The sequence below is a fragment of the Arthrobacter sp. ISL-69 genome (assembly GCF_018613775.1).
In the GTDB taxonomy this organism is placed as follows: Bacteria; Actinomycetota; Actinomycetes; order Actinomycetales; family Micrococcaceae; genus Arthrobacter.
Map to the genome: position 1 here is coordinate 22,297 of NZ_JAGGPO010000002.1, position 23,130 is coordinate 45,426.

The window sequence follows — 23,130 nt, forward strand, 5'->3', positions numbered from 1 at the left end:
GGAGTACCCCTTGGAAACCTACGACGCCCTCCTGGCCTCGATCACCCCGGCCACCGGCGAAACCCGGACCATCCTTGACCCCGCCACCGGCACTGCTGTCGGCGAGGCCCCCGTCCACACCGTTGAGGACCTCGAGGCCGCCATCAAGGCTGCCGGCGCCGCGCAGCCGGCGTGGGCTGCCCTGGGCCACGAAGCCCGGTCCGCCGCGCTGCTCAAGGCGGCCGACGCCGTCGAACGCTCCGCCGAAGAGCTCGCCCGGCTGCTCTCCCGTGAGCAGGGCAAGCCCCTGAACGGCCCCAACGCACGTTTCGAAGTCGGCGCCTGCGCCGCCTGGCTGCGTGCCGCCGCCACCACGCCGCTCGACCCGGAAGTCGTGGTGGACGACGGCGAAACCTACGCCGAACTGCACTACAAGCCCATCGGAATCGTCGGAGCAATCGGCCCCTGGAACTGGCCCATGATGATCACCATCTGGCAGATCGCTCCTGCCCTCCGGATGGGTAACGCCGTCGTGGTCAAGCCCTCCAAGATGACCCCGCTTTCCGTCCTGGCCCTCGCCAAGGTCCTCAACGAGGAACTCCCCGAAGGCCTCCTGACCGTCGTCTCCGGGGACCGGGAGGTGGGCGCCCGGCTGGCCGAACACCCGGCCATCGGCAAGGTCATGTTCACCGGCTCCACCGACGCCGGCCGGTCGATCATCAGGTCCTCCGCGGACACCGTCAAACGCCTCACCTTGGAGCTCGGCGGCAACGATGCAGGCATCGTCCTGCCCGACGCGGACCCGAAAGCCATTGCCGAAGGCCTGTTCTGGGGCGCCTTCATCAACACCGGCCAGACCTGCGCGGCTCTGAAGCGCCTCTACGTCCACGACGACATCTACGACGCCGTGTGCGAGGAACTCACTGCCGTGGCGAAGGCGATGCCGATGGGTGTGGGCCTCGACGAGAACAACGTCCTGGGCCCGCTGCAGAACAGGGCACAGTACGACATCGTGGCCGGGCTCGTTGAAGCCGCCCGGGACTCCGGCGCCCGGATCCTCATCGGCGGCAACCCGGACCCGGACCAGCCCGGCCACTTCTACCCCGCCACTCTCGTGGCCGACATCGACAACAACAACCCGCTGGTGGCCGAGGAACAGTTCGGCCCCGCCCTGCCGATCATCCGCTACAGCACGGTTGATGAGGCGGTCGCCATGGCCAACGCGCTCGACGTCGGACTCGGCGCCTCCGTCTGGTCCCCGGACCTCGCCGCAGCCCGCAAGGTCGCTGCCCGGATCGAGGCCGGCACCGTCTGGATCAACAAGCACGGCGCCGTGGACCCCCGCGTCCCCTTCGGCGGGGCCAAGCAGTCCGGCTACGGCCTGGAATTCGGCGTCGAAGGCCTGAAGGCCGTCGGTGTTCCGCAGGTGATCAACGGCTAGGCCGCACCGCGCGGAGCTGACCGGCGGCGTCCCGGCCGTCACGCACAAAATCCGAGGCCTGTCCGCTGAATCGCACCTTGTAGGTACGGAATCGCGGACAAGCCTCGGATTCGTGCTCAGCCCAGCCTGCTCAGCCTGGGCAGCCCCGGTTCAGCCCTGCTGGACCAGAGGCTGCTGCAGCCAGGGCCGGGTGGGTGTCTGGCCCAGCTGGTCGTTGAACTCCTGGGCGTCCCGGTAGTAGTCCAGCAGGCTCAGGTGGGACGCGGCGGCGGGGTCCAGGATGACCACGGCGCGGCGGTGCATCTGCAGTACCGAGGCGGGGCAGTGTGCGCTGACCGGTCCTTCCACCATGGCCTGGACGGCACCAGCCTTGTTCTCGCCCATGGCCACGAGTACCGCCAGCTTGGCTTCACGGATGGTCCCCAATCCCTGGGTCAGGCACAGCCGCGGGACGTCACCCTCCGGGAAGAACCGCGCGTTGTCCGCTCGGGTGGCTCCGGCCAGGGTCTTCACCCTGGTGCGCGAAACCAGGGACGAGGTGGGCTCATTGAACCCGATGTGGCCGTTGGCGCCGATGCCGAGGATCTGGATGTCCACTCCGCCGGCCGCCGTGATGGCTGCGTCGTAGCGTTCGGCCTCGGCCACGAGGTCCGGGGCATCCCCGTGCGGGGTGATGAGCTGCTCCAGCGGCAGGTCCACGTGATCGGCAAACTCCCGCCGGATGGTGGAGTAATAGCTCTGTTCATGCTCCGGCGGCAGCCCCGCATATTCGTCCAGGGTGAAGGCCGTGACCTGGCTGAAGCTGAGCTGCTCCTCGCGGTGCCGCCGGATGAGTTCCTGGTACGTGGATTTCGGCGAACCTCCCGTGGCCAGTCCCAGTACGGCCGGTCCCTGTCGGACCCGGGCATCAATGATGTCGGCAGCCCTGCCCCCTACGTGTTCGGCGGACTCACACAGAATAATCTGCACGCGCATTCCTTTCCTGAGTTAGTGGTGTGCCGGCCCGGTAGGCCTGCAACAGTTCAAGGTCTTCGGTGGTGACCAGCACGTCGGCGCGGAACCCCGCGGCCAGCACGCCGACCTGGTCGGAGCCTGGCTGGTTGGAATCCGGCTGGTCCAGGCCCATAAGCCGGGCCGGGGTCGCCGAGGCCGCGGTGACGGCGTCAGCCAGGGGTATCCCCCAGTCCACGCAGCGGCGGACGTTCTCCAGCAACAGGCTGGTTGCCCCGGCGATCGCTCCGGGATGGGCATCGTGCCCGTCGGGAACCAGCCGCGCCACGCGGTCCTGGACCAGCACGTCCAGGCTGCCGAGCGTGTAGTGGCCGTCGGACATCCCTGCCGCGGCCATGGCGTCCGTGATCAGGGCAATCGAGTCCGGGCCCACCAGGTCGAAGACCATGCGGACGATCTCCGGGTCAACGTGCACGCCGTCGGCAATCAGCTCCAGGACCATCCGGTCCGGTGACTGCCGGGCCGCCTGCAGCAGGACGGGGATCGGGCCGGGCGTGCGGTGTCCCAGCGCGGGCATCCTGTTGAACAGGTGCGTGGCCGACCACGGTCCGTCCTCGGCACCCATGCCACTCGCACCGCCGGACCATCCGCCGAGGGCTTCCCGCGTCCCGGCCGCCGTGGCGTCGGTGTGGCCGAGCGACGGGACCACGCGGTAGTCCCGGCACAGGGCGACGAGTTCCGCGAAGTGCGCGGTTTCCGGTGCCAGCGTGATGGACCGGACCGTGCCCTGTCCCGCCTCGAGCCACTCCTTCAGGAGTTCCGGGCTGCCATCGATGATGGCCGCCGGGTCCTGCGCCCCGCACATGCTCCTGGTGATGAACGGTCCTTCCAGGTGCAGGCCGGCCAGCGTGCCGTCCTGCACCAGCTCCCGCAGCACCGCGATCTGCTCCAGCAGCACATCCGACGGCGCCGATACGAGCGAGGCGAGTACCGACGTCGTCCCCTGCGCGGCATGGTAGCCCGCGGCCCGGCGGGCGCCCTCAGCATCCGCGGAGAAGGTGTGCCCGACGGCGCCGTGGCAGTGCACGTCCACCAGCCCGGGCAGGATGAGCGGAACCCGGGTTGTTTCAACGTCGACGCCGGCGGGCAGTTCCGCCGACGGGCCGCACCAAAGGATGCGGCCCCCGGCGATCACCACGGTGCCGTCGTCGATCACTCCGTCGCCGGTCCGGCCCGTGACGAGGCGCCCCCGCAGCCCCAGCCCGCCTCCGGCTCCGGCCGGCAGGCCGTCAGCTCGCATCGGCTTTGACCATCGAACCGTTCTCGTCAGTCTCGTCTTCACGTCCCATGGTCCGCAGGTTCCAGCGCCGGATCACGAAGCGGAACACCACGTAGTACACCGCCGCGTAGCCCAGCCCGATGGGGATCAGCCACAGCGGGTTTTGGGCGATGCCGAAGTTGAGGACGTAGTCGATGGCACCCGCGGAGAAACCGAACCCGTGGTGGATGCCCAGGAAGTTGACCAGCATCATCGACGTGCCGGTCAGGACGGCGTGCACGACGTAGAGCGGCCAGGCCACGAACATGAACGAGAATTCCAGCGGTTCGGTGATGCCGGTGAGGAAGGCGGTGAGGCCGGTGGAGAGCATCACGCCGCCGACGATCTTCTTCTGGGATGGCTTGGCTTCGTGCCAGATGGCCAGGGCGGCCGCGGGCAGGGCGAACATCATGATGGGGAAGAACCCGGTCATGAACACACCCGCTGAGGGGTCGCCGGCGAAGAACCGGTTCAGGTCGCCGTGGGCGCCGTTGTAGTCGCCGATGATGAACCAGACGATGGAGTTCAGGATGTGGTGCAGGCCCAGCGGGATGAGCAGGCGGTTGAGCGTGCCGTAGACCCCGCTGCCCACCACGGTGTTGTCCGCGACGGCATTGCCCACCGCGGTCAGGCCGGTGTTGAAGAAGGGGTAGATGAGGGCCATGACCACGCCGATCACGATCGCAGCGAAGGAGGTCAGGATGGGCACCAGCCGGCGGCCGGCGAAGAAGCCAAGCCAGTCCGGCAGCGTGGTCCGGTGGAATTGCTGCCACAGCCACGCCGTCGTTAGGCCCATCACGATGCCTGCGAGCACACCGTAGTTGATGACGGGATCCTTGCCGCCTTCCGGGGCGGCGCCGAGCACCAGGGGTGCCATGACCTTGAAAACGTTGGTCAGGACCAGGAAGCCGACGACGGCGGCCAGCGCCGTGGACCCGTCGCCCTTCTTGGCGAAGCCAAAGGAAATGCCGACGGCGAACAGCAGCGGAAGGTTCTCAAACAGGGCGCCGCCGGCCGCGCCGATCACCTGGGCAACGGTGGTCAGACCTTCGAACCTGCCCAGCAGGTCGTCCTGGCCGAGCCGCAGGAGGAGCGCTGCTGCGGGAAGGGCGGCGATGGGGAGCATGAGGCTGCGCCCAAAACGCTGCATGTTCTGCAGCGCTTTGCCGCTGCCCTTGGCCTTTCCGGGGGCCGGCGCGGCCAACGGGCCTGCCCCGACGGATGCGGACGGGTTTTCCGTGGACATGTTGTTCCTCGTTTCGAAAGGGGGGTGCTTGTGCGGGGATGCGGGATTCAGTATTGTTTTGCTAACTGGTTATAACCAGTGACAATCATCACTGTGAAGTGCACCGGGCTCAGTTGTCAACCTCAGGCAGGAAAAAAGACCTCCGGAGCCGGCAGGCCTTCACCGCGAAACACCAACAGGAGTGGACATGTCCAAAGCAGAAATCATCCTCGCCGCCCTGGGCGGCGCCGATAACGTCGAAGAGATCGAAGGGTGCATCACCCGCCTGCGCACCGAAGTGCTGGATGCCTCGCGCGTTGACGAGGCCGCCCTGAAGGCCGCGGGTGCCCACGGCGTCATGGTGGCCGGCACGGTGGTCCAGGTGGTTGTGGGCCCCGAAGCCGAGAGCCTGGCCGAAGACATCCAGGACCTGATGTGAGCGCGCCGAACGTAAGCACGCCTGACGTGAAACCTGCAGCACCCGCGGCGGCCATCAGCGTGGCCTCTCCCCTGCCCGGCCGGCTCATCCCGTTGAGCGAAGTGCCGGACCCCGTGTTCGCCAAAGGGCTGGTCGGCGGCGGCGCCGCCGTCATCCCGGACGACGACGCGGGCGTGCTGACCGCCGTCGCACCCTTGGACGGCAAGGTCATCAAGGTCATGCCGCACGCCTACATCGTCCAGCACGCCTCCGGGCCCGCGGTGCTGGTCCACGTGGGAATCGATACGGTCGGCCTGAAGGGCGAGGGCTTCAGCGTGCTGGCGCAGAAGGGCGACCAGGTCCGCGCCGGCGATCCCATGATCAGCGTTGACGTCACACTGGTCCGCTCGAAAAACCTCAGCATGTGCAGCCCCGTGGTGATCCTGGACAGCGCACCGGACGCCATCGAATCACCGGAAAGTGGAGCGCGGGTGGAAGCCGGCGGGCATCTGTTCGACCTGCCCGGACAATAGACCCATGGATACGGCAGGGGAACTGAAACACGTCTGGGTGCGAAGGCAGCTCCAGGACCTGGTGGCTTCGACGCTGCGGCCCGGGGACGCGCTGCTGGGCGAACGCCAGCTGGAGGAGCAGTTCGGGGTCTCCCGCATTACGGTGCGCCGGGCGATCTCGGACCTCGTCCAGGACGGAGCGCTGGTGCGGATCAAGGGCAAGGGGACCTTTGTCTCGCACGGACTGGTGCGTTCCACCCTGCACCTGGCCTCCTTCAATGAGGACATGCGGCAGGCTGGCTTTGAGCCCAGCACCCGGGTCATCACTGCCGCCACGGCGGAGCCGCCCGCCGCGGCGGCCGAGCACCTGGGGCTCGCCGCGGGGCAGGCCGCCTACCAGGTCCGCAGGCTGCGCCTGGCGAACGGGGCTCCCGTCAGCGTGGACGAATCCTGGCTGCCGCCCCGGCTCCTGCCTGACCTCCTCTCGGAGGACCTGACGGGATCCCTCTACCGTGTCCTCTCCACCTCCGGGCATCCGGTGCAGCACGTGGAACAGACCGTGGAGGCCGCTGCCGCACCGGAGGAAACCGCCGCCCTGCTGGACATCGAACCGGGCGCGCCCGTGCTGCTCTTCCGGCGCCGGTCGTTTACCGGAGAGGCCGATCCGGGCACGCCCATCGAATACTCCATCTCGACGTACCGCTCGGACCGGTACCAGGTGTCGATGCGGCTGGCGCTTGGCTGAGACAGGACTGTTCGCGCCTCACCCCAACTAAGTAGCAGCAGGTGTCGTTTTGGGCCCTCAAAACGACACCTGCTGCTACTCACTTGGGCGGATGGGTGAAAGGCGTGAAACCATACGGATCGTGACCCAGAAAATTGCGTACCAGGGTGAGCCCGGCGCCAACTCCAATATTGCGTGCCAGCAGATGTTCCCCGATCTGGAAAGCGTCCCCTGCGCCAGCTTCGAGGACGTCTTTGAACTGGTGTCCGGCGGCGAGGCCGACCTGGCCATGATTCCGATCGAGAACTCGATTGCCGGCCGGGTGGCGGACATCCACATCCTGCTCCCCCAGTCGCACCTGCAGATCGTGGGAGAGTTCTTCCTGCCCATCCACTTCGACCTGCTGGGCATCCCCGGCAGCACCATCGAGGCGGCCACGGAGGTCCACAGCCACATCCACGCGCTGGGCCAGTGCCGGCGCCTGATCCGTGAAGCCGGGCTGCGCCCCGTCATCGCCGGAGACACTGCCGGGTCCGCCCGCGAAGTGCGGGAATGGAACGATCCCGCCAAGCTCTCCCTCGCTCCCCCGCTCGCGGCCCAGATCTACGGCCTCGAAGTACTGGCGTCGCGGGTGGAGGACGATCCGTCGAACACCACACGCTTCGTGGTCCTGGCGCGGGAAAAGGAACTGCCGACCCGGGATGAGTTGCCCGGGCCGGCAGTGACCAGTTTCGTTTTCCGCGTCCGGAACGTCCCCTCCGCCCTCTACAAGGCGCTTGGCGGGTTCGCCACCAACGGCGTAAACATGACCCGGCTGGAGAGCTACATGGTGGGCGACGAGTTTGCCGCCACCATGTTCATGGCCGATGTCGAAGGCCACCCCGAGGACCTGCCGCTGAAGCTTGCCCTCGAGGAACTGGACTTCTTCACCGCCGAGGTCCGGATCCTGGGTGTATATGCAGCCGCGGAGTACCGGACAGCTCAGGCCGTCAGCGGCTGACAGCCGTCTGACGCCCGTGCAGGATCGGCGCGAAGAACGCGGCCAGCTCCGCCGTCGCCGTCAAGGGCAGGACGTTCGCCACGTACTGGTCCGGGCGGACCACCACCATCACGCCGCCGCGGTCGATGCCGCGCAATTCGAAGATATCGGCCGCCGGATCGCTGCCGTAGACATTTTCCAGGTAGGTGAGTTTGAACGGGCCCACCTCCGGCTTGAACACGGCCGGCACTGCGTTGATGTCGATGCTGGTGTGGTCCTGCTGGTAGATGACCTTCACGTCGAACCAGGCGTCAGCGTCAGCCCCCGGCGGTGTGGCGGCGAGCGGCGAGTCCGGCGCGCTGGCGAGCCAGCCGGCCAGGTCGGCGGCCGGTGACGCCGTACCCTCCTCTCCCATGACGGGGGTTGCCGTGTCCGCGAAAACGTAGATGCGCCAGCGGCCGTCAGCCTTGGCCTGATGGCCGAGGTGCAGCGGGTTCGTGTCGCAGACCCGCACGACGGGCGCGGACTTGAAGCGCTTGCCGATGGTGAACCCGGTGGCAAGCCCCTGGTGGGCCGGGCTGCCGACGAGCATCGACGCGGCGTACTGGGTCATGAAGCCGGCCGGGAATTCGGCGGTGCTCACGTAGAAGTCCTCGAGCTCCGAGGGGGAGGCGAACTCCTCGGGCTTCTTCGCCATCAGCGTGGACCATTCCTTGTCAAAGTCGATGAGGTTCTTCGCGATGACCTGGCGCTCGGCCGAATAGGTGGACAGGAGGCTCTCCGGGCTGCGTCCTTCGAGGACGTGGCCGAGTTTCCAGCCGATATTAAAGCCGTCCTGCATGGACACGTTCATGCCTTGGCCGGCCTTGGCGCTGTGCGTGTGGCAGGCGTCGCCGGTGATGAATACACGCGGTGTGCGGGTGCCCATGTCTTCCGGGCGGACGTCGTCGAACCTGTCGGTAAGGCGGTGGCCCACCTCATAAACGCTGTGCCAGGCCACATTGCGCACGTCCACGGTGTAGGGGTGGACGATCGCATTGGCCTTGGCGATGATCTGCTCGATGGTGGTTTTGCGGACCGCGCCGTGATCGTCCGCGGGCACTTCACCGAGGTCCACATACATGCGGAAGAGGTGCCCGCCTTCCCGCGGGATCAGCAGGATACTGCCGCCGTCGTGGGACTGGATGGCGCACTTGAGGCGGATGTCCGGGAAATCGGTGTTGGCGAGCACGTCCATAACGCCCCAGGCGTGATTGGCCTGGTCGCCGGCCAGGGTGCAGCCGATCGACTCCCGGACCTTGCTGCGGGCACCATCGGCGCCCACCACGTACTTGGCCCGGACAACACGTTCCCGGCCTTCATCGGGGCCGCTGGTGTGGACGAGCGTTACGGTAACCGGGTACTCCCCCTCGCCGACTTCGAGGCTGCGGAACTCATAGCCATAGTCCGGCGACATGCGCGTGGGGGCGTTGGCCATAACCTCGGCGAAATAGTCCAGGACGCGGGCCTGGTTGACGATAAGGTGCGGGAATTCGCTGATCCCGTGCGCGTCGTCGAGGGTGCGCGCGGCGCGGACAATGTTCGCAGGGTTCCGGGGGTCCGGCTTCCAGAACGCCATTTCGGTGATCCGGTAGGCCTCGGCGATGATCCGCTCGGCGAAGCCGAAGGCCTGGAAGGTTTCGACGCTGCGGGCCTGGATGCCGTCTGCCTGGCCGATGGCAAGCCTGCCGTCGCGGCGCTCCACGATGCGGGTGGTGATGCCCGGGAACTGGGACAGCTGGGCAGCGGTGAGCATGCCTGCAGGGCCGGTGCCCACAATGAGCACGTCCACTTCGTCGGGAAGCTGGGTGGGCCGGTCAATGCCGACGCCGGCGCCCGGCTGGACTCGCGGGTCACCTGATACGTAACCGTGGTGGTGGAAATGCACGGGATTCCTCACTTCGTTGTGTGGCTGACTAGGGCCGTCTATGTGTTCGATATCGGAACTAATCGTTCGATAATAGAAATTTGGTTTCTGATTCAAAACTGTACGCAGGTATGACCTGCGTTACAAGCGCCTCTCAAAACTCCCGAAAAATCAGGGGTTGACGTCCGGAAGCTCCTAGGTAATAGTTATCGTATACGATTTCGTACTCGATGAGGAGTAATACTTGGAACAGGTCACCGACCACATCCTGGCCGCGGCCCGCAAGGTCATCGCGGTGCACATCAACTACCCCAGCCGGGCAGCCCAGCGCGGCCGCACCCCGGAACAGCCCTCGTACTTCCTGAAGCCATCGTCTTCCCTGGCGTTCGGCTCGGCAGAGGCCCCTTCAACGGTGGAGCGCCCCGCCGGCTGCGAACTCCTCGGCTACGAGGGCGAGATCGCCCTGATCATCGGCAAGCCCGCCCGACGCATAAGCGTGGAGGACGCGTGGAGCCACGTCGAGTGGGTCACGGCCAGCAATGACCTCGGCGTCTACGACCTCCGCTACGCAGACAAAGGCTCCAATCTCCGTTCCAAGGGCGGCGACGGCTTCACCCCCGTGGGCCCGGGACTCATCGCCGCGGACGCCGTGGACCCCGCAAAACTCCGGATCCGCACCTGGCACAACGGCGAGATGGTCCAGGACGACACCACCGAAGACCTACTGTTCCCGTTCGCCCGGCTAGTCGCAGACCTGTCCCAGCTGCTCACGCTCGAAGAGGGCGACATCATCCTCACCGGCACCCCGGCCGGCGCCTCCGTCGCCAAGCCGGGCGACGTCGTCGAAGTCGAAGTCAGCACAGCCGGCTTCAGCACCGGCCGGTTGGTCACCAGGGTGGCGGAAGGCACGACGCCGTTCGCGGACTTCGGTGCCCGGCCCAGGACCGATGACCTCCAGCGGGAGGAAGCGTACGGTTCGCGGGAAGCCGCCGGTTTGGCGCCCGCCGGGACCCCGGCGTCGCTCCTGACTCCGGAACTGAAAGCCAAACTGGAAAGTGTCTGCACGGCAACCCTGTCCTCCCAGCTGCGTAAGCGCGGCCTGAACAACGTCAGCATCGACGGCCTCACCTCCACCCGCCCGGAGAAGCGGATCGTGGGCCTGGCCCGGACCCTGCGCTACGTGCCCAACCGCGAGGACCTCTTCAAGACCCACGGCGGCGGCTTCAACGCCCAGAAGAAAGCCATCGATTCCGTCAACGAAGGCGAGATCCTGGTGATGGAGGCCCGCGGCGAAAAGGGCACCGGCACCATCGGCGACATTCTGGCCCTCCGCGCCCAGGTCCGGGGAGCGGCGGCAATCATCACCGACGGCGGCGTCCGCGACTTCTCCGCCGTGGCCGCCATGGACATGCCCACCTACTACTCCAACCCGCACCCGGCCGTTTTGGGCCGCCGGCACATCCCGTGGGACACGGACATCACCATCGCCTGCGGCGGCACCACCGTGCAGCCGGGCGACATCATCGTGGCGGACTCCGACGGCATCCTGGTGATCCCGCCGGCCCTGGCCGAAGAGCTCGCGGACGATTCCATCGCCCAGGAACGCGAGGAAGTCTTCATCGCCGAGATGGTGGCACAGGGTCACAGCGTGGACGGACTCTACCCGCTGAACACGGAATGGCGCGCCAAGTATGAGGAATGGGAAGGCCCGGAACATGACTGAGACGGCTATGGAAACAGCCACCGAAAGTGGAACCACAGCCGGCAAGTCGGCCGGCAGCAAATCCGAGCAGGCCTATGCCGCGGTCAAGGCCCGGATCGTGGACGGGACCTACTCGCCCGGTTACCGGCTTGTGCTCGCCAAGATCGCCGAGGACCTGGGCGTCAGCGTCGTTCCGGTCCGCGAAGCCATCCGCCGGCTCGAAGCCGAGGGACTGGTCAAGTTCGAACGGAATGTAGGCGCTACGGTGTCCGGGATCGACCCCACCGAGTACCTCTACACGATGCAGACCCTCAGCATCGTCGAAGGCGCCGCCACGGCATTGTCCGCACCCCTGATCGGCGAGGCCGACATTGCCCGGGCGCGTGCCTTGAACGAGCAGATGCGGGAATGCCTGCAGCACTTCGACCCCGTCCGCTTCACCGCGCTGAACCAGGACTTCCACAGCGTCCTGTTCGAGCACTGCCCCAACCCGCACATCCTTGACCTCGTCCACCGCGGCTGGAACCGGCTCGCCTCGCTGCGGTCATCCACTTTCCGTTTTGTGCCGGGCCGCGCCCATGACTCGGTGGATGAACACGAGGCACTCCTGAAGCTGATCGAATCCGGCGCCGGCGCGGACACCATCGAAAAAGCCGCGCGGCTCCACCGCTCCGCCACCTTGGACGCCTACCTGAGCCAGGCCAAAAACATCTGATCCTCCCCCGGACCCAACAGCAGTAAAGGAAGAAAACAATGACGTTCACTGCCGAAGACACTAAAACCCATTACGTTCCGCAGGATCTCCCCACCCACATCCAGCACTACATCAACGGCGAGTTCGTTGACTCCGTGGGCGGCGAGACCTTCGACGTCCTGGACCCGGTCTCCAACACCAATTACGCCACCGCCGCGGCCGGCCAGAAAGAAGACATCGACCTCGCCGTCGCCGCCGCCCGCGACGCCTTCACCAACGGCCCCTGGCCGAGAATGAAGCCGCGCGAACGCGCCCGCATCCTGAACAGGATCGCGGACGCCGTCGAAGCCCAGGAGGAACGCCTCGCTGAGCTCGAGACCTTCGATACCGGCCTGCCCATCACCCAGGCCAAGGGCCAGGCACTGCGCGCGGCGGAGAACTTCCGCTTCTTCGCGGACCTGATCGTGGCCCAGTTCGACGACGCCATGAAGGTCCCGGGCTCGCAGATCAACTACGTGAACCGCAAGCCGATCGGCGTCGCCGGCCTCATCACCCCCTGGAACACGCCGTTCATGCTGGAGTCCTGGAAGCTGGCCCCGGCTCTGGCCACCGGCAACACCGTGGTCCTCAAGCCCGCCGAGTTCACCCCGCTCTCCGCTTCGCTCTGGGCGCAGATCTTCAAGGACGCCGGCCTGCCCGACGGCGTCTTCAACCTGGTCAACGGCCTCGGCGAGGAGGCAGGCGACGCCCTGGTCAAGCACCCGGATGTCCCGCTGATTTCCTTCACCGGCGAGACCACCACCGGGCAGACGATCTTCCGCAACGCGGCCACCAACCTCAAGGGCCTGTCCATGGAGCTCGGCGGCAAGTCGCCGTGCGTGGTGTTCGCCGACGCCGACCTCGACGCCGCGATCGACTCCGCGCTGTTCGGCGTGTTCTCGCTCAACGGCGAACGCTGCACGGCAGGCTCCCGCATCCTCGTGGAACGCGCCATCTATGACGAGTTCTGCGAGAAGTACGCAGCCCGCGCGAAGAACATCGTGGTCGGCGATCCGCACGATCCCAAGACCCAGGTGGGCGCCCTGGTCCACCCGGAGCACTACGAAAAGGTGGCCTCCTACGTGGAGATCGGCAAGTCCGAAGGCCGGCTGCTGGCCGGCGGCGGCCGCCCGGAACACCTCCCCGAAGGCAACTACATCGCCCCCACCGTGTTCGCCGACGTCGCCCCGGACGCCCGGATCTTCCAGGAGGAGATCTTCGGCCCGGTCGTCGCCATCACCCCGTTCGAGAACGACGACGAAGCCCTGGCCCTCGCGAACAACACCAAGTACGGCCTGGCGGCCTACATCTGGACCCAGAACCTCACCCGGGCCCACAACTTCTCGCAGAACGTCGAGGCCGGCATGGTCTGGCTCAACAGCCACAACGTCCGCGACCTCCGCACCCCGTTCGGCGGCGTCAAGGCCTCCGGCCTGGGCCACGAGGGCGGCTACCGCTCCATCGATTTCTACACCGACCAGCAGGCCGTGCACATCACCCTCGGCACCGTCCACACCCCGAAATTCGGCGCCTGAGCGATTCCGCCCAGCGCCAACCAGACCCGCTTTCAAAGAAGAGAGAATCCGATGACAAACTTCGTCCCCACCCCCTCTGTCCCGGCCCCGGATATCGTCCGCTGCGCGTACCTGGAACTCGTGGTCACGGACCTCGCCAAGTCCCGCGCGTTCTACGTGGACCTGCTGGGCCTGCACGTCACCGAAGAAGACGAGAACAACATCTACCTGCGCTCCTTCGAGGAGTTCATCCACCACAACCTGGTCCTGCGCAAGGGCCCGGTGGCCGCTGCCGCGGCCTTCGCCTACCGCGTGAAGTCCCCGGCCGAAGTGGACGCCGCCGAGGCCTACTACAAGCAACTGGGCTGCCGCACCGAACGCCGCAAGGACGGCTTCACCAAGGGCGTCGGCGACTCCGTCCGCGTCGAGGACCCGCTGGGCTTCCCCTACGAGTTCTTCTACGACGTGGAGCACGTGGAACGCCTCACCCAGCGCTACGACCTCTACTCCGCCGGCGAGCTGGTCCGCCTGGATCACTTCAACCAGGTCACCCCGGACGTCCCCCGCGGCCGCAAGTACTTGGAGGACCTCGGCTTCCGCGTCTCCGAGGACATCAAGGACTCCGACGGCGTCACGTACGCCGCGTGGATGCATCGCAAGCAGACGGTGCACGACACCGCCCTGACCGGCGGCAACGGCCCGCGCCTGCACCACATCGCGTTCTCCACCCACGAGAAGCACAACATCATCCAGATCTGCGACAAGATGGGCGCGCTGCGCATCTCGGACCGGATCGAACGGGGCCCCGGCCGGCACGGCGTGTCCAACGCCTTCTACCTCTACATCCTGGACCCGGACGGCCACCGCGTGGAGATTTACACCCAGGACTACTACACCGGCGACCCGGACAACCCCACCGTGACCTGGGACGTGCACGACAACCAGCGCCGCGACTGGTGGGGCAACCCCGTGGTCCCGTCCTGGTACACCGAGGCTTCCCTGGTCCTGGACCTCGACGGCAACCCGCAGCCCGTCATCGTCCGTGAGGAAAAGAGCGAAATGGCCGTCACCGTCGGCGCCGACGGCTTCTCCTACACGCGCAAGGACGGGTCCCCCGACGACGATCGGACGGGCTTCAAGCTCGGGGCCCAGGTCTAAACCATGATGGACGCAAAGACGATCGAAGCCATTGCCGACGAACTGCTCGAAGCCGGCCGGAACCGCAAGCCGGTGCCGCGCCTGACGGCCCGCTACCCGGACATGACGGTGGAGGACTCCTACGCCGTGCAGCAGTTGTGGCGCCGCCGCAACGAGGAAGCTGGCCGGACCCTGGTGGGGCGCAAGATCGGTCTCACGTCCAAGGCAATGCAGGCAGCCACGGGCATCACGGAGCCGGACTACGGCGCCATCTTCGATGACATGGTCCTCGAAACCGGCTGCTCGGTGGAGTGGGACAAGTACACCCATCCGCGGGTCGAGGTCGAGCTCGCGTTTGTCCTGAAGCACGCGCTCAAGGGTCCGGGCTGCACGATTTTCGATGTCCTCAACGCCACCGACTATGTGGTTCCGGCCCTCGAGATCCTGGACTCCAGGATCGAAATGGAGGGCCGGACCATCGTGGACACCATCGCGGACAACGCCGCGATGGGCGCCATGGTGGTGGGCGGCCGCCCGGTAAAGCCCGACGCCGTCGACCTCCGCTGGGTCTCCGCAATCCTCTACAAGAACCAGACCGTGGAGGAAACCGGTGTCGCCGCCGGGGTCCTGGACCACCCTGCCAACGGCGTGCACTGGCTCGCCAACAAGATCGCGGCGCACGGGGACGGCATGAAGGCTGGGGACATCATCCTGGCCGGATCGTTCACCCGCCCGCTGTGGGTGTACAAGGGCGACACCGTCCACGCCGACTACGGACCCCTGGGGGTTGTGACATGCCGTTTCGAGTAGAACCGGACGCCACGTTCCGGCACGCCCTGGCCGCCGCCAACCGTCCCCTCATGGGCATGTGGGTGTGCTCCGGCAGCCCGCTGGTGGCGGAGCTCTGCGCGGGGGCCGGCCTGGACTGGCTGCTGATCGACGCCGAGCACAGCCCCAACGGGCTCGAATCCGTCCTCGCCCAGCTGCAGGCAGTCCGCGGCTACCCGGTCCACACCCTGGTCCGGCCGCCGGTGAACGACACCGTGGTGATCAAGCAGTACCTGGACCTGGGCGTCCAGAACCTGCTGGTGCCCATGGTGAACTCCGCCGCCGAAGCGGAGGCCGCCGTTGCCGCCACCCGTTACCCGCCGCACGGCGTCCGCGGGGTGGGCTCAGCCCTCGCCAGGGCCTCACGCTGGAACCGCATCCCGGACTACCTCGCCCGCGCCGGCGACACCATCAGCCTCACCGTTCAGATCGAATCCGAAGCCGCCGTCGCCGCCGTGGAAAACATCCTCGCGGTCGACGGCGTGGACGGCATCTTCCTGGGGCCCTCCGACCTCGCCGCCTCCATGGGCGTGCTGGGACAGCAGGATCACCCCGAGGTGCGTGCCGCCGTCGAACACTGCCTCGCCGCGGCCACAGCGGCCGTCAAACCGGCCGGTGTGAACGCTTTCAACCCCGCCACCGCCCGCAGCTATCTGGCGGCCGGCGCCGCGTTTGTGCTGGTGGGCGCCGACGTCGCCATCCTGGCCCGCGGCTCCGAGGCACTCGCCGCCGAATACATCCCGCCGGCCGCGGCCGTTGAGCCTGCCGGCGAGACCCCCGCCAGCTACTGACCCACTTCCAAGGACTTCTTTGATGACACTTTCCGCGATCTCCCCTGCCATTTCCCCGGAGCGGGAGGCTTCACTCCTCGCTTCCGTCCCCACCAGCCTGCTGATCGGCGGCCAGTGGCGGGACGCGTCCGACGGCGGCACGTTCGACGTGCACGACCCCGCCACCGGGGAGGTGCTCGCCACCCTGGCGTCCGCCACCAGCGAGGATGCGGTGGCCGCGCTCGATGCAGCAGACAAGGTCCAGGCGTCCTGGGCGCGGACCGCGCCCCGGGTGCGGGCCGAAATCCTGCGCCGCGCCTTTGACCTGGTCACCGAACGGGCCGAGGACTTCGCGCTGCTGATGACCCTGGAAATGGGCAAGCCCCTGGCCGAAGCCCGCGGCGAAGTCACCTACGGCGCCGAATTCCTGCGCTGGTTCGCCGAAGAAGCAGTCCGCGACTACGGCCGCTACCTCACCACCCCCGAGGGCAAAAACAAGATCCTCGTCCAGCACAAGCCGGTGGGCCCGTGCCTGCTGATCACCCCGTGGAACTTCCCGCTGGCTATGGCAACCCGCAAGGTCGCCCCGGCCGTCGCCGCAGGCTGCACCATGGTCCTCAAGCCGGCCAAACTCACACCCCTGACCGCGCAGTACTTCGCGCAAACCTTGCTCGACGCCGGACTGCCCGCCGGCGTCCTGAACGTGGTGGCCTCCGCCAGCGCCTCCGGCATCTCCGGCCCGCTGCTCGCCGACCCGCGGCTGCGCAAGGTCTCCTTCACCGGCTCCACCCCGGTGGGCAAACGACTCATCGCCGATGCTGCGCAGAACGTCCTGCGCACCTCCATGGAGCTCGGCGGCAACGCCCCGTTCATCGTGTTCGAGGATGCGGACCTGGACAAGGCCGTGGAGGGAGCCATGGCCGCCAAGATGCGGAACATGGGCGAGGCCTGCACCGCGGCCAACCGCTTCCTGGTCCAGGAATCTGTCGCCGCCGAATTTACCCGGAAGTTCGCCGCCGCCATGGGCGCCCTGGCCACAGGCCGCGGGACGGAACCGGCCACCCAAGTCGGCCCGCTCATCGATGCCGGAGCCCGCGACGACGTGCACGCCCTGGTGACCGCCGCCGTCGACGCCGGAGCCACCGCAATCACGGGCGGCGCACCCGTGGACGGACCCGGCTACTTCTACCCGCCCACGGTGCTGGCCAACGTCCCGAATGACGCCGCGATCCTCCGCCAGGAGATCTTCGGCCCGGTGGCCCCGGTGACCACGTTCACCACCGAGGAAGACGCCATCCGGCTGGCCAACGCCAGCGAGTACGGTCTGGCCTCCTACGTCTACAGCCGGGACTTCAACCGGCTCCTGCGCGTGGCCGAGCAGATCGAGTTCGGCATGGTGGGCTTCAACGCCGGCGTCATCTCCAACGCCGCGGCACCGTTCGGCGGCGTCAAACAGTCCGGCCTGGGCCGCGAAGGCGGCTCCGAAGGCATCGCCGAATACACCACCACGCAGTACATCGGCATCGCCGACCCCTACGCGGACTGAAGGGCCGCCCGCCCGCCGGTGGTTGATCTCGATAGGCTCGATCACCGGCGTGCCCCCGGCGTGTGGGCACTAGGACTCTGGTCGGCTGTCTGCCGCCCGGCGTATTCTTGACGCACTGGCACGCGTGATAGCTGGATACAAATGGCGCCGAAGAAGCGATTGGGTTCTCGTCTGGCCGCAGCCTTGGGAAGGCTGGTCGGATTTGTTGCCGTGAGCGCCATCTGTGGGGTCCTGGCTGCCAGCCTTGTGGCCCCCAGCGTGGCGGCCGCCGGCGTAACGGTCAGCAATTCGATTACGTTCTTCAACAGCCTGCCCGGCGACCTCACGGTTGATCCTCCGTCGCAGTCCACCAAAATGGTGACCGCAGACGGTCAGCCCATCGCCACGTTCTACGCCGAGAACCGGGTGCGGGTCACCCTCGACCAGATGTCGCCGTTTATCAAGGACGCGATCATCGCGATCGAGGACAGCCGCTTCTACGAGCATGGCGGCCTTGACCCGCAGGGGATCCTCCGGGCACTGACGTTCAATTTCACCCAGGGCGGCCGCCAGGGTGCGTCCACGCTCACCCAGCAGTACGTCACCAACGTGATCAATGAGTCGCATCTTTCCGCGGATCAAAGCGATCAGATCGTCCTCAGCGGACAGAAGACCGTGGGCGACAAGCTGCGGGAAATGAAGCTAGCCGTCGAGCTGGAAAAGAAGTTCACCAAGGACCAGATCCTCGAAGGCTACCTGAATATCGTGTTCTTCAACCGGGACGCCTACGGCATCGAGGCCGCCGCGCGGCACTTCTTCAGCGCCTCCGCCAAGGACCTCACGCTACCGCAGGCGGCGCTGCTGGCCGGGCTCGTGAACAGCCCCAGCTTCTACGATCCCGCCGTGCACCCGGAGAACTCTCTGCAACGCCGCAACCAGGTCCTGGGCAATATGCTGGAGCAGGGGAAAATCACCCAGGCAGAGCACGATGCCGCCGTCGCCACCGGCGTGGACCTGAAGATCACACCGGGCCGGCAGGGCTGCGCCGCCGCCGTGATTGCACCGTACTTCTGCGACTACGTGTCCCACCTGATCCTCAACAACCCCGCCTACGGAGCGGACCTCAACGACCGCGAGAGGCTGCTGTACCGCGGTGGCCTGACCATCGTCACCACGCTGGACAGCAGGCTGCAGGCCGCCGCCCAGGCCCAGGTGGACGCCACCGCAGGCGCGAATCCGGACAAATGGGGCGCCGCCCTGGTTACTATCCAGCCCGGGTCCGGCAGGATCCTTGCCATGGCGCAGAACACCGTGTTCCTGCCGGCGGAAGGGAAATTCGACACCCAACTGAATTTCAACGTCGATTCCAGGGACGCCAACGGCAATGACCTCAACGGGGCGGGCGGGTTCCAGCCCGGATCCACCATGAAGCCGTTCACCTTCGCGGAATGGCTAAACCAGGGCAAGCCCCTGAACGCGATGATCGATGCGTCCCGGCGGACCTATCCGCTCAACTTTCCATGGCGGTCCAGCTGCGGGAAGGTGCTGGGTGCCTACAGCACGGCCGAGAAGAACGCCGGGCTGGGTGCGGCAGACGATCTCCAGAACAACGACCCCGGGTATTACCGGCCCATGCCCATCAACTACGGCCTCTACAACTCCATCAATACGGCAACCTTTGCGACCGCCACGCAGCTGGACTTCTGCGGCATCCAGAAGATGGTGGACGCGGTGGGGATCCACAGCGGGCTGGACGGCGCCCAGGTGAACATGCATCAGCTCGGCAACCTGCTGGGCGCCATCGGTGTGGCTCCCCTGCACCTGGCGAACGCCTTCGCCACGTTCGCCAATGACGGCCGGTATTGCAGCCCGATCGCGGTCGCGGACGTCAGTGACCCGACGGGGCGGCATTTGCCGGCCGAAGCCACGCAGTGCCGGGCCGCCGTCAAGCCCGAGGTGGCCCGCGGCGTCAACGCGGTGCTGCAGGACGTTCTGAAGATGGGATCCGGCGTCTACATCAACCCGAAGGTCCAGAGCCGGGTGCCGGTGGCGGCCAAGACGGGAACGTCCAACAACAACGGCGCCACCTGGGTGTCGGGCTACACTTCCGGCCTGGCCACGGTGTCCTTCTTCGGGGACACGCTGGAGGGCCAACAACGGGCCGGCCAGAACGTCACCATCAACGGCACCTTCTACAAGAACATCGACGGCTACATGCTCGCCGGGCCGCAGTGGGCCAACTACATGCTGCAGGTGGCCGGGCTGTACCCGGCCGAGGCCTTCCCGCCGCCTCCTGCGTCGATGAGCACCCCGCAACGGCCGACGCCGACGCCCTCCCGGTAGGCTCGTCCTCCCACTCGCTCCCCCATCGGGCGCAGCAACCCTCGTTAGTGGCTAGGGCAGACCCATCGCAGTCCGGACCTCGTCAAGGATGTGGTGCATGGCCGTCTCGGCGGTACGGGCATCGCCCGCAGCAACCGCCGCCGCCACGGCCTCGTGCGCCTCCAGTGCTTCAGGACGCGGCTTGAAGGGCATCAATCCCTGTTGGGTCCGGCTGGACAGGACTTCGGCCACCATGCCGTCCAAGGCCTTGAACATTTCGTTTCCGCTGCTGTGCAGGAGCAGGCTGTGAAAAGCGATGTCCGCTTTGAGGAACTCTTCCAGCTCGCCGGCTTCGCCAAGCCGCCTCAGTTCGGCAGCCAGCGCCGTGAGCTGGCGGCGCTCCGTCGCGCCCGCACGGCGGGCAGCACCCGCCGCAGCGATGGGTTCGACGGCGATCCGGAGTTCCGTGAGGCTGCTGTACTGCTCGGCCCGGCGGCTGGATGCGAGCCGCCACCGCACCAGCTTGGGATCGAACACGTTCCAGAGTTCGGGGTCCTGCACCACGATGCCCACCCGCCGGCGGGAGTACACCAGGTTCATCGATTCCAGGACACGCATGGTGTCCCGGGCGAGGGTGCGGGAAATGTTGTAGTGCTGCTGCAGATCATCGAGCGTCAGCCGCCGGCCCGGGGCCAGCTCACCGGAAACGATGGCCTCTCCAAGGGCGTCCAGTACCCGCAGGTGCAAGGCCGGAACTACCGGTTCACCATCGGTTGACCCCGCGTGGTTCTCTGTCGCCGTCGACATCCTTGAGCCTCCCCCTGCGCCGTCGTGCCTGGCTTCCAGTTTAGGCCACATGAAGGTAAAGGTATGACCTGTGTTACAAAAGATACTACTAATGGCTTCAAATGGTGCTATCTTATTTTTCTATCCAGCGTGAGTTGCTGGCTTGAGCTTCATTCCGAAGCCAACGACGTCTTCTACGGAGGTAGAACAATGAAGTTTCCTGCCATGCACTTGGTAGTCATGGGTGTCGCCGGAGCCGGCAAGTCCACCATCGCCGGGGCCCTTTCCCTGGATCTGGGATGGGACATGGCCGAGGCGGACCAGTTCCACCCGGAGTCCAACATCGCCAAGATGAACGCCGGCACGCCGCTCCAGGACGAGGACCGCTGGCCCTGGCTGCAGTCCATCCGCGACTGGATGACCGCCCAGGCCGCGGAAGGCAAAAGCACCGTCCTGACCTGCTCCGCCCTCAAGCACAGCTACCGCCAGCTGCTGTCGCAGGCGGATGGAACGGTGGTTTTCATCCACCTCGACGGCGATCCCGCCCTGCTCGGCGAGCGCATGCGCGGACGCGAGGGCCATTTCATGCCGGTCACGCTCCTGCCCAGCCAGCTTGCCACCCTGGAGCCGTTGACGCCCGAGGAGATCGCCGCCGGAAGCCTGCGGCTGGACATCACTCGCACGCCTGAGGACTTGGTTCAGGCCATCAAGGCCGCCCTTCACCTGCCGGCGGGCCACGCCCCCTGCACCTCCTGATCTCCCGTTTCCCCTAAGCCCCACAGCCCCAACATCTGCTTCAAAGGAGAACCATGACCATCGAAGGATGGACTCAAACCCTCGGCGCAGGCCCCCTGCTGCTGATCGCAGGCGCCGCCATTTTGGTGCTGCTGTTCCTCATCATCAAGCTGCGCATGCACGCGCTGCTCGCCCTGATCCTCATCAGCCTGGCAACCGCCTTCGCCACCGGCATCCCGGCGGACAAGGTGGTTCCGGTGCTGGTTAGCGGATTCGGCAGCACGCTGGGCACCGTAGCGCTGCTGGTCGGCCTGGGCGCCATGCTCGGCCGCATCGTGGAGACCAGTGGCGGCGCCAAAGCGCTGGCCGACTACCTCATCAGCCTCTTCGGTGAGAAGCGCGCACCGTTCGCCCTGGGCCTCGCCTCGCTGATCTTCGGCTTCCCCATCTTCTTCGACGCCGGCCTGGTGGTCATGCTGCCCGTGGTCTTCGCAGTGGCCCACCGTCTCGGCGGCGGCGTGCTGCGCTACGGCTTGCCCGCTGCAGGCGCCTTCTCCGTGATGCACATCTTCCTGCCCCCGCACCCGGGCCCTGTCTCTGCAGCGACCTTCTTCGACGCCAACATCGGGCTGGTCCTGATCGCCGGCCTCATCACCGCCATCCCCACGTGGTACGTCACCGCCTACCTCTTCGGCCTGTGGACCGGCAAGAAGCTGGTGCTCCCTGTTCCGGAACTGCTGGGCCACGCTGATCCCGCCGCCGAGGAGAACCCGCCTCGCTTCCGCACCGTCGTGGGCGTCCTGCTCCTTCCGCTGGTCCTCATCTTCCTCAACACCGGCCTCAGCACCATGGCTTCCGCCGGAGTCCTTCCGGCCTCCGCCAAGTCCGAGGCCTGGTTCCAGATCCTGCGCACCCTCGGTGAAACGCCGGTGGCCCTCCTGATCGCCGTACTCGTGGCCATGTTCGTCCTGGGCAGGCTCCGCGGCTCCCACGGCGCCACGCTGGAGAAGCTGCTCGAATCCTCCCTCGGCCCGGTTTGCTCCGTCATCCTGATCACCGGCGCCGGCGGCATGTTCGGCGGCGTGTTGCGCACATCCGGCATCGGCACCGCCCTGGCCGGCGTACTGGGCGACATCGGCATTCCCCTACTCCTTGCCGGCTTCCTGATCTCGGCCATCCTGCGCATCGCCCAAGGTTCCGCCACGGTGGCGCTCACCACCACCGCCGGGCTGATCGCTCCCGCTGTGGCCCTCGCGGGCATGAACGGCATGCAGGTGGCCGCCCTGGTCATCGCCGTGGCCGCCGGTTCCGTGGTGGTCTCCCACGTCAACGACTCCGGCTTCTGGCTGGTGGGCCGCTTCTTCGGCATGGACGTCAAGACCACGCTGAAGACCTGGACCGTAATGGAGACACTCATCGGCGTCATGGGCTTCGCGATCGCGGCGGCCATCTTTGGAGTGGCCGGCCTGGCCGGTTAGCCAGCCAGTCCATCCAGCCGGATCCACCCGGGCAAAGCAACAGAGAACGACGGCGGGACGTCCCGCCGTCGTTCTCGTTTTTTAGCGTCGGCTCATCCCCCGCCCGTTCAGCCGGTCAACCGCCGGTCCGGGTGTGGTGAGCAGCCC

General features: G+C 66.8%; 20 protein-coding genes. 15 read left to right on the forward strand and 5 right to left on the reverse strand.

Going from position 1 to position 23,130, the window contains the following annotated elements:
- Window positions 1-10 precede the first annotated feature (10 nt).
- Window positions 11-1,420, forward strand: coding sequence for an aldehyde dehydrogenase family protein (locus J7I79_RS00485; RefSeq protein ID WP_214948955.1), 1,410 nt, complete (start codon window positions 11-13; stop codon window positions 1,418-1,420).
- Window positions 1,421-1,570: 150 nt separating this feature from the next.
- On the opposite strand, the gene nagB is transcribed toward J7I79_RS00485, so the two are convergent.
- Genes nagB through J7I79_RS00500 form a run of 3 tightly spaced genes read right to left on the reverse strand, consistent with a single transcriptional unit; the run spans window position 1,571 to window position 4,935 of the window.
- Window positions 1,571-2,389: a glucosamine-6-phosphate deaminase gene (gene nagB / locus J7I79_RS00490; RefSeq protein WP_214948957.1), complete on the reverse strand. Its 819-nt coding sequence runs from the start codon at window positions 2,387-2,389 to the stop codon at window positions 1,571-1,573.
- Window positions 2,370-3,671: an N-acetylglucosamine-6-phosphate deacetylase gene (locus J7I79_RS00495; RefSeq protein WP_214948959.1), complete on the reverse strand. Its 1,302-nt coding sequence runs from the start codon at window positions 3,669-3,671 to the stop codon at window positions 2,370-2,372. The genes nagB and J7I79_RS00495 overlap by 20 nt, the downstream gene beginning before the upstream one ends.
- The gene (locus J7I79_RS00500; protein ID WP_214948961.1) at window positions 3,661-4,935 is read right to left on the reverse strand and encodes a PTS transporter subunit EIIC; all 1,275 of its coding nucleotides are present in this window, start codon (window positions 4,933-4,935) and stop codon (window positions 3,661-3,663) included. The genes J7I79_RS00495 and J7I79_RS00500 overlap by 11 nt, the downstream gene beginning before the upstream one ends.
- 187 nt (window positions 4,936-5,122) lie before the next feature.
- Between J7I79_RS00500 and J7I79_RS00505 the strand changes: the two genes are divergently transcribed.
- From J7I79_RS00505 to J7I79_RS00520, 4 genes are all read left to right on the forward strand, one after another.
- Window positions 5,123-5,353 carry a glucose PTS transporter subunit EIIB gene (locus J7I79_RS00505; RefSeq protein WP_214948963.1) on the forward strand — a complete coding sequence of 77 codons (231 nt, stop codon included), beginning with the start codon at window positions 5,123-5,125 and terminating at the stop codon, window positions 5,351-5,353.
- 26 nt (window positions 5,354-5,379) lie between these two features.
- Window positions 5,380-5,865, forward strand: coding sequence for a PTS glucose transporter subunit IIA (locus J7I79_RS00510; protein WP_214948965.1), 486 nt, complete (start codon window positions 5,380-5,382; stop codon window positions 5,863-5,865).
- Window positions 5,866-5,869: 4 nt separating this feature from the next.
- The gene (locus tag J7I79_RS00515; RefSeq protein WP_214948967.1) at window positions 5,870-6,589 is read left to right on the forward strand and encodes a GntR family transcriptional regulator; all 720 of its coding nucleotides are present in this window, start codon (window positions 5,870-5,872) and stop codon (window positions 6,587-6,589) included.
- A gap of 121 nt (window positions 6,590-6,710) precedes the next feature.
- Entirely contained in the window at window positions 6,711-7,568 is an 858-nt protein-coding gene (locus J7I79_RS00520; protein WP_214948969.1) for a prephenate dehydratase, read from the forward strand.
- On the opposite strand, the gene J7I79_RS00525 is transcribed toward J7I79_RS00520, so the two are convergent.
- Window positions 7,558-9,474 carry an FAD-binding monooxygenase gene (locus tag J7I79_RS00525; protein ID WP_214948971.1) on the reverse strand — a complete coding sequence of 639 codons (1,917 nt, stop codon included), beginning with the start codon at window positions 9,472-9,474 and terminating at the stop codon, window positions 7,558-7,560. The two genes, J7I79_RS00520 and J7I79_RS00525, sit on opposite strands and share 11 nt — an antisense overlap.
- Before the next feature lie 223 nt (window positions 9,475-9,697).
- On the opposite strand from J7I79_RS00525, the gene J7I79_RS00530 reads away from it, so the two are divergent.
- From J7I79_RS00530 to J7I79_RS00565, 8 genes are all read left to right on the forward strand, one after another.
- Window positions 9,698-11,176: a fumarylacetoacetate hydrolase family protein gene (locus tag J7I79_RS00530; protein ID WP_214948972.1), complete on the forward strand. Its 1,479-nt coding sequence runs from the start codon at window positions 9,698-9,700 to the stop codon at window positions 11,174-11,176.
- Window positions 11,169-11,870: a GntR family transcriptional regulator gene (locus J7I79_RS00535; RefSeq protein WP_214948973.1), complete on the forward strand. Its 702-nt coding sequence runs from the start codon at window positions 11,169-11,171 to the stop codon at window positions 11,868-11,870. The genes J7I79_RS00530 and J7I79_RS00535 overlap by 8 nt, the downstream gene beginning before the upstream one ends.
- A 38-nt stretch (window positions 11,871-11,908) precedes the next feature.
- Window positions 11,909-13,423, forward strand: coding sequence for a 5-carboxymethyl-2-hydroxymuconate semialdehyde dehydrogenase (hpaE, locus tag J7I79_RS00540; protein ID WP_214948977.1), 1,515 nt, complete (start codon window positions 11,909-11,911; stop codon window positions 13,421-13,423).
- Window positions 13,424-13,474: 51 nt separating this feature from the next.
- Window positions 13,475-14,560 (forward strand): 3,4-dihydroxyphenylacetate 2,3-dioxygenase, encoded by a 1,086-nt coding sequence (hpaD, locus tag J7I79_RS00545; RefSeq protein WP_214948983.1) that lies wholly within the window; start codon window positions 13,475-13,477, stop codon window positions 14,558-14,560.
- Window positions 14,561-14,563: 3 nt separating this feature from the next.
- The gene (gene hpaH, locus J7I79_RS00550) at window positions 14,564-15,349 is read left to right on the forward strand and encodes a 2-oxo-hept-4-ene-1,7-dioate hydratase (RefSeq protein WP_214948984.1); all 786 of its coding nucleotides are present in this window, start codon (window positions 14,564-14,566) and stop codon (window positions 15,347-15,349) included.
- Entirely contained in the window at window positions 15,334-16,158 is an 825-nt protein-coding gene (locus J7I79_RS00555) for an aldolase/citrate lyase family protein (protein ID WP_214948985.1), read from the forward strand. Before hpaH ends, J7I79_RS00555 begins: the two co-directional genes overlap by 16 nt.
- Window positions 16,159-16,180: 22 nt before the next feature.
- Window positions 16,181-17,683, forward strand: coding sequence for an NAD-dependent succinate-semialdehyde dehydrogenase (locus tag J7I79_RS00560; RefSeq protein ID WP_214948986.1), 1,503 nt, complete (start codon window positions 16,181-16,183; stop codon window positions 17,681-17,683).
- A 141-nt stretch (window positions 17,684-17,824) separates the two neighbouring features.
- The gene (locus tag J7I79_RS00565; RefSeq protein ID WP_214948991.1) at window positions 17,825-20,005 is read left to right on the forward strand and encodes a transglycosylase domain-containing protein; all 2,181 of its coding nucleotides are present in this window, start codon (window positions 17,825-17,827) and stop codon (window positions 20,003-20,005) included.
- 51 nt (window positions 20,006-20,056) lie between these two features.
- On the opposite strand, the gene J7I79_RS00570 is transcribed toward J7I79_RS00565, so the two are convergent.
- Window positions 20,057-20,791 carry a FadR/GntR family transcriptional regulator gene (locus tag J7I79_RS00570; RefSeq protein ID WP_214948998.1) on the reverse strand — a complete coding sequence of 245 codons (735 nt, stop codon included), beginning with the start codon at window positions 20,789-20,791 and terminating at the stop codon, window positions 20,057-20,059.
- Window positions 20,792-20,980: 189 nt separating this feature from the next.
- On the opposite strand from J7I79_RS00570, the gene J7I79_RS00575 reads away from it, so the two are divergent.
- Window positions 20,981-21,526 carry a gluconokinase gene (locus tag J7I79_RS00575; protein WP_214949000.1) on the forward strand — a complete coding sequence of 182 codons (546 nt, stop codon included), beginning with the start codon at window positions 20,981-20,983 and terminating at the stop codon, window positions 21,524-21,526.
- Between the two features lie 53 nt (window positions 21,527-21,579).
- Window positions 21,580-22,983 carry a GntP family permease gene (locus J7I79_RS00580; protein ID WP_214949002.1) on the forward strand — a complete coding sequence of 468 codons (1,404 nt, stop codon included), beginning with the start codon at window positions 21,580-21,582 and terminating at the stop codon, window positions 22,981-22,983.
- Window positions 22,984-23,130 lie beyond the last annotated feature (147 nt).